Below are 16,084 nucleotides of genomic sequence, written 5' to 3' on the forward strand. Positions count from 1 at the left end.
TTTTTAGCTGGCATTTTTGTAGAGATTGACTAAACTCATTTTTTATTATACCCTATTTAAAGGCACAACAGCTTAGGGAATTCGCATCACCTGTTCGTACACCCAAAACTTGCCCGGTTTCGTTATTACCCCTTCATCAGTGCGGGATAAAGGAGTACGATCGCGCTCTTCATCACCGTTCCCGCTCGCAAATTCCAAAGCAATTAACGGTGCTATGTGTTCTCGCCACAGCACGTAGGAACGGCGAATTTGACCGTCTAGATTAGGAGGTACATTGGGAACATAAAACCAATCAGGAGCTTCTGCACCTTTTTCCGGCGGCTCGGTTTCTTGCCAGTAAATGCCGCAGCATTGACCGATTGCATATTGTCCGTCAGGATGCCGCTGCTGCAAAATATGGGCGACCGAATCAGTTAAAATTAACCTTTGCGGATGTTCCTGAAAATTTTTTACAAAAGTACCGTCGGAGTCTGGTAATTGAGTGTGGTATGGAAAAGCAGGAAGTAGAACAACGCGGTTAACGCGAGTAGTCATAATTCCCTCCGAGGTCTTACATAATTGGTAATTAGTAATTGGTAGTCGGTAACAGGATGCTGGACGCGAGGGCTTATAAACCCGGTTTCGACCTGTATCTGTCGTCGCTCAACCAAGATTTCTCGTAGAAACCGGGTTTCTTTTCATAAGTCCTGCGTAATTAAGAAGAAAGCGAGTAGTTTTGAGTTTAAATTATTAAGTTTTTAACTTAAAACTTTTTCACTGACAACTCAAAACTCTTTCACTTAAAACTTTCCTTAAGGTTTCGGTAGCGCACCTTCTGGACTAGGAGAAGCAGCCGATTTTGGACTAGGAGAAGCAGCCGATTCGGGACTCGCTTTCTGGGCAGGAGAAGGCGAAGGAGTGCCACTAGCTAACTGATTAATTTGGTCTTTATAGTTAGGAGGAGCTAACTCAGTAGCTCGATCAAATAGCGTTTTTGCCTCATCTGTTTTGCCCTGTTCCTTCAGCACGATCGCCTTTCCTAAAGTCGGGCGAAAATCTTTGGGATTAGCCTTAGCAGATTCGTCGTAAATTGCGATCGCCTCCTCGTAGCGCTTCTGGACAGCATAAACCTGCCCCAAAATCAACTGCACCGAAGTTACATCCACACTTTCCGGTTTCGCCTGATTTGCAGCCGGAGCCGCCTTCAGCGTATCTTGCAGCAGTCCGATCGCAGCTTCGGGCCGTTGCTGCACCAGCAGCAAATTCACCAACCCCTGCAAAGCCTTAATTTCCCCAGGCTTAGACCCTAAAATTGACCTGTAAGCCTGAGCAGCCCCTTCGCGATCGCCCGTGCGTTCCTTAGCCTGAGCCAGCAAAATCCCGTATTCAGTAGTTTCAGGATTCAGCGCAGCCAACTTTTCCAAAGGAGCGATCACATCCTTAATGTCGCCCACTCCTTGTCCGATCAACTCCAGTCGCACCTGCAATAATCCCCGCAAAGCTGTTACATTGTCAGGTTCCCGCTGCAAAACCAATTCGTACCCCCTAGCCTGAGCTTGCAGCAACTCTGATTGCTTCTCCCCAGACTGCGCCGTTTGAGTAGGCGTTGGAGTTGACCGACTTTGCGCTTGGCTGGCCTGGAGAATACTGTTTAAAATTGGCACAAGGGAAAATCCCAAAAAAGCGATGAGCGACAGCACCACCACGACAGTAATCAACCCACGACGCTTGTTTGCTTTTTCCATAATTCAACTATCCCAGCTTAAATCTACTATTTTCTAAGAATTAACGCATCGCCCAGGGGCGTCTGCCACTTAACTCGATCCATGCAACCATAAAAGTTCTTAACTTCAAAGTCCGAACGGACAAAGCAGCCTTTTACTTGCAGCTAATATGGTAACAGACCCACAACTCCATGCTAGCTAAACAATTTTGGACACTCAGACCCGCAGCCCCAAGGACTGCGGTGTCTGTCCAATTTAGTCTGGTCAAGCTAAAAATTACCGAAAATATGGCGGATCAGGCCGTTAGGTAATTGGATTAAGTAAAATAGGCAAGCTGAATATCCTAAATGCTATTAGCCAGCAACTCCAGCTCAGCGCGATCGGCGATCGATCGGTCAGCAACTCCCAAAGTCCTGATTCGCAAGGATTTTAGCAGCCAGCGAACCGATCGGCACTCGTAGCGTTGAAAGTTGGCGTTGACGGGTCAAAACCAGACCTCCGGGCGCAAGCCCCAAGTCAGGTGCTAGTAGTTTTTAAAGCAGTTTCTTCAGTTTATTCCTAATTTCCCTTAAGGGATGTGTCTCCGCTGCAAGGAGTTTTTATGAACCCCTCTCCCAACCGGTCTTCCAAATCGTCCAAATCTACTTCAACTCGCAAGGCTCAGCCCAGCGAACTGGCCGTCAATCCGCCTAAAGATACAGATTCCATTCCTGAGACACCAGACGAAAGTTCGGTGCCTTCGGCGTTGGCTGCACCTGTTGACCAAAATCAACCGGCAACGCCAACAGACGCCCCAGCGTCCAAGGATAAGCTGCAACGACCACGCTACAGTTCTGCCCTCGACAAGGACAAAACAAAGCCACAAGACCAGCCCAGCAATGATCCTGCACCCCCGGCGCCAGCAGCGTCTTCGACACCTGTCAGCGATACTCCAGCCCTAGCAGTTGCACCGCCGGCCAACGGCGAGCCTCCCGCTAACGAAAGTCAGGCCCCTGAGGACATACCCTCCGTCATGCGCCAACATCCGATTCCCCCACCCAGCGAACCCAGACAGTACCGAGCTGTTGGTTTGGTGCGGGGCCGCTACACGCAATCAGAAGAGCAATTCACCCGGGGTATGCTGATAGCTGCCGACGGAACTGCCATCGACGCAGTTTTGCTGGGTAGAGTCATGAGTTTAGTCAAAAATCACCTGGATCTGGAACAAGAACACCTGTGGGTGGTCTATCCCCGCACCAGGCAAGAAGACGGCAACTTGCACGCCCAGATTATGGGAGTTTGGGAGCCGGAAACGCTTAAGAAACCCCCCGAACCGTCCTCTGATGAGGAGAATCCGGAAGCAGCGGAGATTGAGGCTAGTGGCGAAGCATCGACCGCATCTTTGCCGCCCTCGGAACCTGATGTTGAAGATGGCTATTTTTCGATTAGAGGTGAGGTGATTTATCAATCCCAAGACGAGGAAAAGTATGTCATCGTCAAAATCAAGCAAGCTCCCCGCAAGAATGACGACAAGATGAAGTTTTTTAAACTGAAACTCAAAGGAGATTTAGCAACAAAAGCGATCGGGTTTTTTTGGGATTTCCACGTCAAATTGAAAGCTGACAGTCTGATGATTGAGCAGGCTAATAATATTGGTGCCCTGCCGATTAAAAAGCGGAAATTCCCCCCTGGCAGCAAGCCGCCCGGTGGCTTCAAAGGAGGAGGGAAGCGTCCGTTTACTCCTAGGCCCAGCGGTGACGGTGCTCCTGTAGGGCGTCCTACCATCAAGTCAGCAGCAGCAGCACCGCGTGTCCCCAAGGAACCTCTTCCTAAGCCGGTTAAGAAGCCTAAGCCGATCGAGGAATGAACCAATTTTAGATTTTAGATTAGTGTGTCCAAGACTAATTTACAACCGCTAAATCGCCAATCTAAAATCCTTTATTCGAGCCGGACTTGGGCGCCCCACAAATCTTGCGGGAGAAATACTCTGTCAGTGGGTAGGGGAGCAACTGGGGCCGTGAGGGTAAATTGACCCGCTTCAATTTGCTGCTTCAATTCCAATGCTACTTGCCGGGACAGAAACATACTCGCAAGGGGGGCGGCCCGCACAGGTTTGCCCTCTATCAAAATACGACCTGTTTTTAATTGAGCGTAACTAACTAAACCGAAAGTGGGACGAACGCGCCGGGGGATGGAGAAATCTACCACCGGCGCTACTATTTTTTTGTCGGATACTGCACAGTTGGCGACGACTGTTTCGTTTAAGACTGGAAAGGGGATGCCGACTCCCAGCATCAGGGATGGGCCGTAGTTTTTGAAGTAGCAGCCGCGCACCCATTTCGAGTTCATCTGTTTCGCGTCGCCGATGAGTGCAAGGGTGGCGGCCGGGCCGATGGGGGTGCGGTTGGGCTGGCGTTTTTGCAGCGGAAAGTGCTGGGTTCCTTCCCAGGTGATGTAGCCCTGAGCGCCTCCTAGGAAGATGCGGGTGCCGATGCCGATGATTTGGAGGTCGGGGTCGTTGAGCAGGGGAGACATGGCTCCAAGGTTCGAGTAGACGGCGTTGCCGAGGTTTGGTTGCAGGGGGCCGAGGTAGGTGAACAGCGGGCGATCGCCTCCATTGACTCCCACAATAAAGTTTTGATATGCGTTGCGGGGATTGAATAAATAAAACTGGTTGATTGTATCCCGGGTAATCGTGGTTTCAAAGGAGGCGCGAGGGTAGCAGTCTGTTACTTGTCCGAGGGCGCGCAACTGCACGGGTTTGCCGGCTATTAAGTCTTCGATGACGTGTCCGCCGCCCCGTTCGCGGGATTCTTCGCCGTCTTCGGCTACTTGGGTGGCTCCCAGGTACAGGTCTACTGCCCCGAAGCCGGAGTAGGCTAAAACGCCGTCTAGCCAGCATTGGCGGATTTTTATCGGCGGGTCGGTATGGCCGAGGTTGATGATTGCACCGGAGGATTCCATCGGCTCGAAGGTGCCGGTGGTAATCACATCGACTTCTTTGGCTGCTTGGGTAATGCTGGTTTCTTGAACTCTAGTTTTGAGTTCTTCGATTGTCCAGACTGTGGCTTTGCCCTGGCTGATTTTATCGTTGATTTCGTCGATCGATCGCATAAGAGTATTTTAGATTTTAGATTTTAGGGTGATGAGAGGTCGAGCGAGCGAATGCAGTTTTGGCGATCGACCTCCTTATTGGTCTTCGCTATAAATTAGCTACAAACTCTGTGTTTGCAATTGCTGCCTCACCGACTGCCCCCAATACCGGACAATAGCATTATCGTCCTGAGTTTCTGGCATTTGTACTAAATGATTCAGCAAGGTTGCAGGCATAATTGGAAATGAATGCAAGACAGTAGTCGCCCAAAAAAATATATCTGGGTTTTTGAAGTTGGTAAATTTCGACAGTTCCTCCCCTATATCGCCCCCTTTCAATAATTCCTAGCTGCTGATAAATTGATAATCGATTTGAGGATACACTGATAAGATCGACTTTAATGACTAAAGCGGGCGATACATCGTTGGAAATTCCAATGTTTTTACCGAGAATACTCTCAAGATTTTGGATAGAAAAACATGAATCTTGTTGTGCACATTGTTGTAAATCGGAGCGATTTCAACTCGTGGGAGTAAATCCTTTAACTCTCAAGTCTAACTCTTAAGTTAAAGCGGTAACTATGCTTTTCAGCACGTCATTTATGTTTGCGTGCAACTCGGACGGTATCATAATTTCTAGCAATCCTCGACTGTCAGCAAATTTAGAGGCTCTGCGGTCTCTAGCTTCTGCCCATAAGGTCTGATAAGTTGGCAAACTGATATTTGGTAAAACCACTCTTTGAGTAGTTTTTAAACTTGGATAGTCAAGGGGTGTAACAGTCATCATCGAGCGATTTCAATTATTGATTTTCAGGATTGTGGCTTTCTGTATTATTAGGGATTTCTAAATTTTTTTCGGGCAGGCTTTCTGGCTTGCTATGTGTTACTCCTATAGATTCGTACTCCTCGTGAATAGCGGTGTCGAGCGCTGCTAGCTTTCTGGGAGTTGCCTGCCACTGGTTAAGAATGTCTTTAATTAAAACTTCTCTAACCCAAACTTGAGCGACAACGGTGAGAGGAAGGGCAAGCAATAGTCCTAAAAATCCAAAGAAGGTGGCGAAGAATACTTGAGCTATTAAGGTAACAGCCGGCAATAGCGCTACTTGCTGCGCCATAACGTAAGGGGTGAGGAGGTTGCTTTCAAATTGTTGAATTAGAAAGTAGAGGATTAGCACAAAACCGGATTTTAAGGGAGAGTCTAAAAGTGCGATAGTCATTGGGGGAATGACGCTCAAACCAGGCCCGATATTGGGTATTAGGTTCAGCAAGCCGGCTAAAACAGCGTGAGCTAGAGCTAGGGGAACCTGCAATACTGACAAACCAATTAAACTCAGAAAAGTGATGACACTCATGCTAATTAAAGCGCCGATTACCCATCGACCGAGAGCTGTTTCGCATTCATCTAAAATGCCATCGACTCGTCGCCGATAGAAAGAGGGAAATAGTTGGATGAATGCTTTGCGGTAAGATAGAGGTTCGGCTAATGTCATCAAGGTCAAAACTATGACCAGCAAAAAGCTGAGAATAACGCCTAATGTGTTACCGACAAAGGCTCCTGCACCGCCGACGAGTTGGTTGAATAAAGGTTGCAGTTGTTGGATAATGTCGTTAATATCAAGATTCGGTAGTCGCTGACCAATTTGTCCAGAGAAGCGAGCTTCAATCTGATCGATCCACTCATTTAATTTTGCTATTCCTTGAGGGGCTCTTTGGGTAAGTTGTTGAAACTGTTGGGCAAAGGGTGGTACAATTATTAGGAATAATCCTACAAAGATGAGGACTAGGAAGCTAACTGATAAGAGTACGGCGATCGATCTTTTGAATCCGAATTTTTGCAAGTAGCGTGCTAGTCTGTTTAAGGCTGTGGCTAAGACGATGGCGGCAAACAGCAGCAGTAGGGCCTGCCTGATTTGCCACAGGATGTAACAAGATGCGATGAGGGCTAATAAGCCCATCCACTGTCCTAGCTTCATTAGATTTTAGATTTTAGATTTTAGATTGAGGAATAAGGTATTGGGAATTGCTGCTGGCTAATTGTTCTGCCGCCCAGCAGCGATGAATCGCCTTTATATCAAGATACAGCAGATGCGGGCGATCGCATCTTTAATCAGATACCCCTACTCGGACATCAGCATAAGCAGCCTCCTCAGTTCCCTGTTGCGAACACCTGCTGCGCTGTCAGCTTCAATTCGGGGAAAGTTGGGGACTCAATAGAATCACCCCCTCTGAACAGTTTGACTTGGTATTCCCCGTCAATTAGTTGGTAAATCGAAAAAGTGGGTTGTTTGGGGTTGCCAATAAACCGTCTGCCGCCCAATCCTAGATAGTCTATAATCCAATATTCTTGAATACCCATTGACTCATATGCCTCAAGCTTTAGGGCATAATCATCTCCCCAATTAGTGCTAGTTACCTCGACGATTAGGGGGACTGATGAGCCCCTTGTGATAATTGATGATTTCTCCCATCGCGGCTCGTTTCCAATGGTTTGTTCGTTAAGTACAATAATATCTGGTTCATATCCCGATTCCTCGCGCATGGGTTTGATGACGCATTCTTTGGGGATGAAGTAGGGCAAATTGAGACGCTCAATCTCTATTCCGACTTTCAGTGCGGTAAAACCGGCCACTTTAGAATGTTTACCTGTTGCTTTTGGCATCTCAACAATTTCTCCATTGTGCAGTTCGTAGTGGTGTTCTGAATTTTCAGGATACCAGTCAATGAATTCATCGAATGTTACTAATTCAGGTATGATTTGAATCATGGTGAGTGCCTCAACTTTGGTTTTGATAAGCTGTACGGGGAATTAAGATTTTGGCAAAAACACAGTCTTTAGATTAAGTAGCGCTCGCCCTTTTTGATTGCGTCTCTACTGCTGCTGTTGGCGCGATCGCCAGCCGAGGATCGCAGCTAGGATGATACTGGGGGTAAAGACGGCGATTAGGGCGTTGAGGTCGGTAGAGGGTATGGATAAGCTAGGCCCTGCGTACTTGATGGCCAGAGAAAGTGCGGCGGAAAGGGTGAATACTTTGAGGATGGGGCTGATGTTGGTGTTCATGGACGTGATAGTTGGTTGGGCGATCGGTTTTCAGACTATTATTGCAAGTATGTGTTGCGGGTGGGCGGGCGATCGGCTATTTTCTGAAATACTAAGGTAATTTGCCAGCGTTGAGTGTAATTGAACATGGATCACCAAAATTTAGAGTTAATAGAAAACATTCGCCAGCAATTTGACAATACTCCTTTTCCCAGAATCCCGCTGGAAGAATCTCCAAAAGACAACAGTGAATTGCTCTATCTTCATAATCTTGTAACTGCTTATTACTTCAGAAATAGAAAAGTTATTAATACAGAAGGTAAAGTTATCCTCGATGCGGGATGCGGCACCGGTTATAAATCCTTAGTCTTAGCTATAGCCAATCCGGGAGCGAAAATAGTAGGCATCGATTTATCAGAACAATCGGTGAAACTAGCTGAGCAACGTTTACAGTATCATGGGGTTGCTAATGCAGAGTTTTATGCTTTGAAGATAGAAGAATTACCAAGTTTAGGGTTACAGTTTGACTATATCAATGCTGACGACGTTCTGTATATCTTGCCCGACCCTGTTGCTGGATTGCAAGCGATGAAATCAGTTCTGGCGACCGATGGCATCATCCGCACAAACCTTCACAGTTCAAATGGTAGAGCCGGAGTATTTCGCGGTCAAGCTGCTTTCAAAGCCATGGGATTAATGAATGGATGTCCAGGAGAATTGGAGGTGGAAATAGTCCGGGAAACAATGGAAGCATTACGAGATGAAGTAGGGCTTAAGGCATTAACCTGGAATAAATATCGCGTGAAGGATGAGGGATGGATTATGGTTAACTATTTATTCGTGGGTGATAAAGGTTTTACCATTCCTGAAGTGTTTGCAATGTTGAGAGGTGCTGATTTAGAGTTTATCAGTATGGTGGATTGGCGTCGGTGGGAGTTGATGGATTTGTTCAAAGATCCAGATGATTTGCCTCCGTTTTGGGCGATGAGTCTCCCAGAAACTTCTCTGGAAGAGCGACTGCATTTATTTGACTTGTTACATCCCGTGCACCGTTTATTTGATTTCTGGTGCGGTCATCCAAATCGAACTCAGGCTTTTGTGCCAGTTGCGGAATGGACAGAGGCTCAATGGCGGGAAGCACGGGTACACCTGCACCCTCAACTCAGGATTTCTCAGGTGAGGGAAGACTTGAGTAATTGCATTGACAGCCAGACGCCATTTGAGATTAGCCGTTATATTATGCCAAGTCTAACGGCGGTGGCGATCGAGAGTACAATGGCTGCTTGCTTGCTACCTCTTTGGGATGGGCCGCAGTCTGTGGTGTCGCTCATGCAGCAGTGGCTCCAAATCGGCTCGCAGATCGGTGTTAACCTAGAGTCTGTTAGTGAGCAGACTGCCTTTGAGGAAGTCAAGGAACTGTTGATTATGCTGGAAGTCTTTCTCTATGTGCTTTTGGAGCCTTAGAGCTAGGAGTTGAAAAAAAAAATAGTTTGGGGTGATATTAAAGCGCCGATAACTGGGTAAGTTACATATAAGAGTTAGAAATCAAGCATCCCACCCCTCACGGAGAAAAGACTTATGAAGACTGAATTTAAAGCCAAGTTCCTGCAACACATCAACAAAAGAAGACAGGATCAAGGTTTCACACTGATTGAACTGCTGGTTGTTATCATCATCATCGGTATTTTGTCTGCTATTGCTTTGCCTTCCTTCCTCAGCCAAGCTAACAAAGCCAAGCAGTCAGAAGCTAAGCAGTACCTCAGCTCCATTAACAAAGCTCAGCAAGCTTACTACGCTGAAAATACTGTGTTTTCCAATAATATCTCAGGCTTGGGTATTGGTCTAAAAACTCAAACCACCAACTATACATACGCCGTAGGAGCGCCAGCAGGCGGAGCTACCGCTGGTGCAACCCCGGCTGCTGGCGGTGCTCTGAAATCTTATGCCGCGGCTGTGGGGTTAGTTACAGCCGGAGACGCAAAAACCACGCAGAGCGTACTTTGTGAGGGAGCTGCGGGATCTGCTCCGACGCTCACTGCACCCGATGGTTCTGCTGCGCCTACCTGCGGTAGCATGACTGAAGTTACTAAGTAATTGTTGAGTCCAGCAAGCTACGCTTGTTGAGAAACAATAAAAAGCGGGTGGTGTCGCGTGTGCTGCCCGCTTTATTGCGTCCAATCAAATTCTTGTATGAATTTGCCCTATGATTTCTAATGATTTATTAGCTCTTGCTCCTGATTGGCAGCAGCAAGCACACCAATGTTTACTTCAAGGAAATTACATTAAGGCGGCATTGCTTTATGAACAAGCGATTGTAGCAGAACCCAGTGTTAAGTCTCACTACTGGCACTTGGGATTGATGTTGCTGTTGCAAGAACAAGAAGCGGAAGCTCAGACTACTTGGCTGTTGGGAATGACCGAGGGAGAGCCAGAAGAAATAGATTTCTGGACAGAAGAATTGATAGAGGTTCTGCACGCCGAAGCAGAGCGGCGCACGTGGGAGGTGGGGGATTATGCAGTAGCTTGGGCAATTCGGCAGCACATACGGGAAATCAATCCTAACGATGTTAATAACCTCCTGCATTTGATGGGACTGTCCACTTTGCAAAGAGCCTACACAGGACAGGAACTGAAAGATTTAGGCGTGTTAGAGCTTCTCAAGTCTGAATCGGGTATCGCAGTAGATTCTGAACTATTACTACAAGTATTGAGCAATGTTTTAACTCAGGCTCCTTTCGACCCCTCATCCTATGACTTAATAGAAGCCTGCCTATTTTATGTCAAAGAATCCAGAGATTTGATGGAGGTTTTGATTCCGTTTATTTATAAAATAGCTTACTCGGCTAAGCAATATCAACTGGCAATACGCTTCACTGAGCTAGGGTTGCGTTTAGAACCTCTCCATCCAGAATTACTGCGCTCCGTGTCTGCTTTTTATCAAGACAATAGTGAATTTAGTAAAGGAATAGAATCGGCTAAATTGTGTTATTCAGTCATGGAAACTTTGGCTGATAAAATTTATGCAAATATGTTAATCATGCGCTCATTGATGAGTGCAGGGGGGTATTGGGAAGAATTTTGTTCAGCATTGGAGTTGCAGAGGTCGTTGTTAGCATCGTTGCTTGAAGAACAACCGAATTCACTGGATTCAAGTGCCACAATTCGCTTATTTGCTTCAGTATTTTTTTTCCCATATTTTCAGGATAAAGCCCAGGAAAATGCACAACTTCGCCTTCAATTAGCTCAATTGTGTCAATTAAATATTGAAAATTATGCCAAAGAAAAGGTAGAACAATGTCGCCAATGGCGAGGGCGGATTTTGACAACAGATGCTCCTACTAAACGTTTGAAGATTGGATATATTTCCCATTGTCTCCGCAGTCATTCTGTCGGTTGGTTAGCACGGTGGGTTTTTCAGTACCATGACCGGGAACATTTTGAAATCAACGCTTATATGATTGGCGCAGAAATGAGCCAGGGCGAGTTACAGGAATGGTACATTAGCAAAGTTGACAAAGCTTATAAATTAGGATTAGACGGTCAAGAAGCGGCTCAGAAAATTTATGAGGATGAGATTGACATTTTGGTCGATCTCGATAGCATTACACTTACTACTTCCTGCGAAACGATGGCGATTAAGCCAGCACCAGTTCAAGTAGGTTGGCTAGGTTGGGATGCGTCGAGTGTGCCAACTATTGATTACTATCTTGCCGATCCTTATGTTTTACCGGAGTCTGCTCAGGAATACTACACGGAAAAAATTTGGCGCTTACCTCAAACTTACATAGCAGTAGATGGTTTTGAGGTGGGGGTACCAACTCTCCGGCGGGATGAATTAGGTATCTCTGACGATGCAGTCATATATCTCAGCACTCAGAGAGGGTATAAATATAACCCGAATACTGCACGGCTGCAAATGCAAATTATCAAATCTGTACCGAATAGCTACTTTTTAATTAAAGGTTTGGCGGATCAAGAATCACTGAAACACTTCTTTACCCAAGTTGCAGAATCAGAGGGAGTGTCGGGCGATCGCCTGCAATTTTTACCCTTAGCTCCATCTGAGCAAATTCACCGCGCTAATTTAGGGATTGCTGACGTGGTACTTGATACATATCCTTACAACGGAGCCACAACAACTATGGAAACGCTGTGGATGGGCGTTCCTTTAGTGACGCGAGTGGGAGAACAGTTTGCTGCGCGCAACAGCTACACGATGATGATGAATGCTGGTATTTCGGAAGGGATTGCTTGGACTGATGAAGAGTATGTCGAGTGGGGAATTCGCTTAGGGAAAGATGCGGCTCTGCGGCAGCAAATATCTTGGAAGCTGCGACAGTCACGACAAACTGCTCCCCTGTGGAATGGCAAGCAATTTACACGAGAGATGGAAAAAGCATACGAGCAGATGTGGCAGATATATTTGGACAAAAATCATTGATGGTGGAGATTCGAGTGAGTAATTTGTGCAGCAACTCGCTGCACAAATTACCTCGATTCATCAGTCACTATCCTTCATAAAACAGTCTAGTTCTAATGAGGGAATGTTCTCGGCTTTGGCGTGAGCGATAGCCTCTCTATTATCATTCTCCAATACAATTCGACTATAAAGTCGAGATATCAAAGCTGACCACTGAAGTTCGCTCAACTGTCCAATCAGTGAAATTTCTGGGCCGTCGGAAACATCTAAATCTTCTTCCATTAAAAGATTTATCGCCACGCTTGATAAAGCGAGATTAGCATCTTCGTCAGCAATATTGCTGTTGTCTACTAAGAGAGTCATCTTACTTTTGTCTCGATGAGTTGCGATGGCCCTTACCACTCGTTCCAATTGTAAACCAAGAAACTCTTCTGGTTGCGACCAATCTGGAAAAACAATTAGATTAATTTCTTTCAAGTTTAAACGCACTAGAGTTGCATCCATCAGTGCTGAACTAACCGTTCTCGCCATTTTTGACCAAGAGAACTTTTTGGCTTGTTCCAACCCAGCCGCAATTAATGAGTTGCGAACCTTCAGTTTTTGTACCTCGCAAAGTGCATCGGCTAAACCCTCAACATCCTCATCATTAACATATAAAGCTGCTTCCCCCGCTACTTCAGGAATCGAGGCATTAGGACAAGTGATGACCGGACAACCGCAGGAGAGTGCCTCCAGTACAGGCAAGCCAAATCCTTCATATTTCGATGGATAAACCAGTGCAACAGCACCTGCATAAGCTAATCTTAATTCCTCATCATTGAGTAGAAGCTTGTGAACTACAGTACCTAAAGTATAATTTCTCAACTCTCCTTCTAATAAAACTCCACTCCCCGTACAGACAATCTCAAAGCCTTGTTTGCTGGCAAGTTGAGCAAAAGCCTTAAAAAACAAGATACTATTTTTGTAATCTGCGCCCCCTCCGACTGAAATAAAGTATGGCTTTGAGATACCATACTTATTTTTAAAACCTTTAATATCTTCTTGACTGGCCGGTGAGAAAAGACTGTGAACTCCACACTGAGCTACACTTACAGACTTAGAGGCAATTTCTGGGAAAAACTTTGCTAAGTCACTGGCTGTGTTTTCAGAAATAGCAATATAAGCAGAAGCATGGCGAATAGCATGATGTTTCTCCTTCCACATTGGTTCATTCAAATTTGCTCCCACCACTTCCGGAATCATATCATAGCCCATGAATATAGAGGGAGTTGATAGGGGTGTTGTGTAGTAGGTGGATATAAATAAATTAGCACCTTCCTCCTCGCAGACTTGCTGCAACATTTCGCGGTCAGTATCCGTGCTTTCGTAGTCATAAGGTGGTACATTCCGATACCAGATCCCAGAAATTTTTGGTGCAGTTCCAGCCCTGTCAAGAACTACGATATGCTTGGCAAAACCACTTTCTCCCCATTCCTCTAGCAAAGATTTCCAGACACGAGCAATTCCTGTTTTGTAAAGCTGGAAGAATACGCCATCAACAATAATTTTAGGAATTCCTTTCTGACGATCGTTTGATTGCTCAGATTTATTGAATAGTATTTCTATAGCTCTTGTCGCTTCGTAAATTTCTGAACCTATTTGCTTTATACGCTCCTCAAAATCATCTGCAGAATATGGCAGTTGCGCCTTTGAATTTGGGATGGTTTTTAATACCCAACTGTATTTCGTCAGTAAGCATAAAACAGTCGATAAAGTAGCAGCATCTTTTTCTAAAGAAGAGTTGATATGCTTGCTAACTACTTTGAAATGTTCATCAATCATCTGCCAGTACATAGACGATGCTGACAAATTTGATAAACTCTGCCTGAATATCTTTTCAACATACTTATCCCAACTGCCGTAATCCTCCATCTTCCTCATATAGAGAAGTGGCTCACTTATGTGAGCAAAGGCTCCCATAAGAGATAGCTCAGCTAGGAGAATCGCGTCAAATCCAATTACTTCTAGACCTAAGCCAGCCTGTCTTAAGGCTTTTGAGCTGATAAGACCATAGATAGGATAGCAGTATCCTAGCCCCCACAAAACGACGTTAAATCGTGATATTTGATCTAATCCTCTAGTTTCAACTGAGCTGGGTATCGAACCTAATGGCTGACCGCCTGTATCTATCCACAGAGCTTGTGGGTGGCACAATACAACAGACTCATCTTGCAAGAAAATTTCTAAACAACGAGACAGAAATGTTGAATGCCAGAGATCGTGACCTGCTACCCAAGCGAAATAATCGCCCTGCGATAATTTAAAAACTCTTTTAAAGTTTGCGCTAGCACCAATATTAGTTTCATTTCGGTGGTAACGCACCCGATCATCTTTGGCAGCATATTCCTGACATATTTGGCAAGTGCTATCAAAAGAGGCATTATCTGAGATAATTAACTCAAAATTATCATAATCTTGTGATATTAAAGAATCGAGCATCTGACGAAGGTACCGCTCTTCATTGTAAAGGGGCATACCAATGCTAACCAATGGTTTTTTTTCAGGCATTCGCATTACCAATTCCTTTTTTCTTCACTTAACTATAAAATAACTTTGTTTGACAGTTGATTCTCTGCGATCGCCTACTACTTTCCCTTCGCCTGCCCCAACAGCGCCTTATAATCCGATCGCCCGGGATTTAGCTTGACCAACTTCTCCAAAGGGTCGATCGCCCCCACCTTATTATTCATCTGCAAGCGCACATTTGCCAACCCCTCCAGAGCCGTCTGATTCTGCGGTTCCCGCTGCAAAACCGTTTCATATCCCCGTTCCTGCGCCGCCAGCAAAGATTCCTGAGAAACAGCCACAGGCGTCGGCTTTTGTTGGTGCTGGCTGCTCAAACCGCTGCTGAACAGACTGAAAATACCAAAAATCGCAGAACCACCAAACGAAACCATTGATACTAACGCAAAAATCTGCTTAATTTGATCGCTCCGATGAACCCGACTATCACTAGATTTTTTCTGTATACTTTCCATTGCTAACTCTTGGCGTCGCTGTTTTCCCGGTACTGGCAAAGCACCTATCTCTAGATTGCCCAAGTTTGATCGCAAAACGATCGCCCTTCGCCATTTAAAATTTGAGACCAATTCTAGCCCAGCACACAACACCAGAGATTTGTCAAGGACACTTAGGTAACAATAACACGCGGGCGAGCGAGATTGGTGAAGCGCGATCGCACCCTTACTTTTTAGCCGTTACTCTCTGGCATTTCGCCAAACCGAGCTCGGTAACGCGGTAGCAAAGATGTGAGTTCAGGAGCACGCTGGCGTTCCGCTTCTAGTGCTGAGGCTAAGTCATCAGGAAGCCGATCTAATTTTTCTTCTAATGTTGTTGCAGTCCTGCAGATCGCTCCTTAATTGTGGTTATTTTTAATCTCAAACGCCCTTGCTGACTCGATGGTGCAATCAAAATGGGATTGGATTAAGGGTCGAAAGGTCGATCGACCTCCCACGCCTTCAAATGCCATCAGGATCGATACCCTGACTTCTCAAGTATGCCATTAGTCGATCGGCCCTCTGGCGTTCCTCTTCGGCGCGCTGGCGTTCCTGTTCCACCCGTTCCGCACCCCACAGCAACAAATTGCCATTCTCATCCCACCAGCGCAACCAATAACCCGTTCTCTGAGACTTTTCACCTTCCCAAACCCCCAGAAATAAACCCATTGATTCTATCCAAAATCGCTGATTAGTATCCGGTTCTTGCAGTTCGTACTCTCCCGATTCCGAGAGTCTGTACCAGGGTAAGCTCATCTAATTTGGTATAAATTGTACTTGACTTTAAGGGCAAGATATGAAGGAGTATCCAGTCAAT

At 45.8% G+C, this 16,084-nt stretch carries 14 protein-coding genes and 1 pseudogene; 5 read left to right on the forward strand and 10 right to left on the reverse strand.

Annotated features, from left to right (window positions below; translation table 11 throughout):
* Positions 1-75: 75 nt before the first annotated feature.
* Positions 76-534: pseudogene (locus tag QT996_RS26550) on the reverse strand (Uma2 family endonuclease); the annotation flags it as partial.
* A gap of 257 nt (positions 535-791) precedes the next feature.
* Positions 792-1,724, reverse strand: a complete 933-nt coding sequence (locus QT996_RS26555; RefSeq protein ID WP_333050312.1) for a tetratricopeptide repeat protein — start codon at positions 1,722-1,724, stop codon at positions 792-794.
* Between the two features lie 580 nt (positions 1,725-2,304).
* Here QT996_RS26555 and QT996_RS26560 point away from each other — a divergent pair.
* The gene (locus QT996_RS26560) at positions 2,305-3,549 is read left to right on the forward strand and encodes a hypothetical protein (protein WP_333050314.1); all 1,245 of its coding nucleotides are present in this window, start codon (positions 2,305-2,307) and stop codon (positions 3,547-3,549) included.
* A gap of 71 nt (positions 3,550-3,620) precedes the next feature.
* On the opposite strand, the gene QT996_RS26565 is transcribed toward QT996_RS26560, so the two are convergent.
* From QT996_RS26565 to QT996_RS26585, 5 genes are all read right to left on the reverse strand, one after another.
* Positions 3,621-4,796 carry a homocysteine biosynthesis protein gene (locus QT996_RS26565; protein WP_333050315.1) on the reverse strand — a complete coding sequence of 392 codons (1,176 nt, stop codon included), beginning with the start codon at positions 4,794-4,796 and terminating at the stop codon, positions 3,621-3,623.
* 541 nt (positions 4,797-5,337) lie between these two features.
* A complete protein-coding gene (locus QT996_RS26570; protein ID WP_333050317.1) occupies positions 5,338-5,562 on the reverse strand; it encodes a hypothetical protein in 225 nt (74 codons plus the stop codon).
* A gap of 13 nt (positions 5,563-5,575) precedes the next feature.
* A complete protein-coding gene (locus QT996_RS26575) occupies positions 5,576-6,748 on the reverse strand; it encodes an AI-2E family transporter (protein ID WP_333050318.1) in 1,173 nt (390 codons plus the stop codon).
* A 173-nt stretch (positions 6,749-6,921) separates the two neighbouring features.
* Positions 6,922-7,539, reverse strand: coding sequence for a Uma2 family endonuclease (locus QT996_RS26580; RefSeq protein ID WP_333050320.1), 618 nt, complete (start codon positions 7,537-7,539; stop codon positions 6,922-6,924).
* Positions 7,540-7,644: 105 nt separating this feature from the next.
* Positions 7,645-7,833 (reverse strand): hypothetical protein, encoded by a 189-nt coding sequence (locus tag QT996_RS26585; RefSeq protein ID WP_332984302.1) that lies wholly within the window; start codon positions 7,831-7,833, stop codon positions 7,645-7,647.
* 126 nt (positions 7,834-7,959) lie between these two features.
* Here QT996_RS26585 and QT996_RS26590 point away from each other — a divergent pair, with 126 nt between their 5' ends.
* From QT996_RS26590 to QT996_RS26600, 3 genes are all read left to right on the forward strand, one after another.
* Entirely contained in the window at positions 7,960-9,276 is a 1,317-nt protein-coding gene (locus QT996_RS26590; RefSeq protein WP_333050322.1) for a methyltransferase domain-containing protein, read from the forward strand.
* A gap of 114 nt (positions 9,277-9,390) precedes the next feature.
* Entirely contained in the window at positions 9,391-9,906 is a 516-nt protein-coding gene (locus QT996_RS26595; protein ID WP_333050323.1) for a type IV pilin-like G/H family protein, read from the forward strand.
* A 109-nt stretch (positions 9,907-10,015) separates the two neighbouring features.
* Complete coding sequence (locus tag QT996_RS26600; RefSeq protein ID WP_333050326.1) at positions 10,016-12,253, forward strand: O-linked N-acetylglucosamine transferase family protein; 2,238 nt, start codon at positions 10,016-10,018, stop codon at positions 12,251-12,253.
* 60 nt (positions 12,254-12,313) lie between these two features.
* Here the strand turns inward: QT996_RS26600 and QT996_RS26605 are convergent, their stop codons facing one another.
* Complete coding sequence (locus QT996_RS26605) at positions 12,314-14,779, reverse strand: glycosyltransferase (protein ID WP_333050328.1); 2,466 nt, start codon at positions 14,777-14,779, stop codon at positions 12,314-12,316.
* 77 nt (positions 14,780-14,856) lie between these two features.
* A complete protein-coding gene (locus tag QT996_RS26610; RefSeq protein ID WP_333050329.1) occupies positions 14,857-15,324 on the reverse strand; it encodes a tetratricopeptide repeat protein in 468 nt (155 codons plus the stop codon).
* Positions 15,325-15,350: 26 nt separating this feature from the next.
* Between QT996_RS26610 and QT996_RS26615 the strand changes: the two genes are divergently transcribed.
* The gene (locus QT996_RS26615) at positions 15,351-15,512 is read left to right on the forward strand and encodes a hypothetical protein (RefSeq protein WP_333050331.1); all 162 of its coding nucleotides are present in this window, start codon (positions 15,351-15,353) and stop codon (positions 15,510-15,512) included.
* 217 nt (positions 15,513-15,729) lie between these two features.
* Here the strand turns inward: QT996_RS26615 and QT996_RS26620 are convergent, their stop codons facing one another.
* Positions 15,730-16,023 carry a hypothetical protein gene (locus tag QT996_RS26620; RefSeq protein WP_445304596.1) on the reverse strand — a complete coding sequence of 98 codons (294 nt, stop codon included), beginning with the start codon at positions 16,021-16,023 and terminating at the stop codon, positions 15,730-15,732.
* Positions 16,024-16,084 lie beyond the last annotated feature (61 nt).

This window comes from Microcoleus sp. S13C4 (assembly GCF_036700865.1).
In the GTDB taxonomy this organism is placed as follows: Bacteria; Cyanobacteriota; Cyanobacteriia; order Cyanobacteriales; family Microcoleaceae; genus Microcoleus.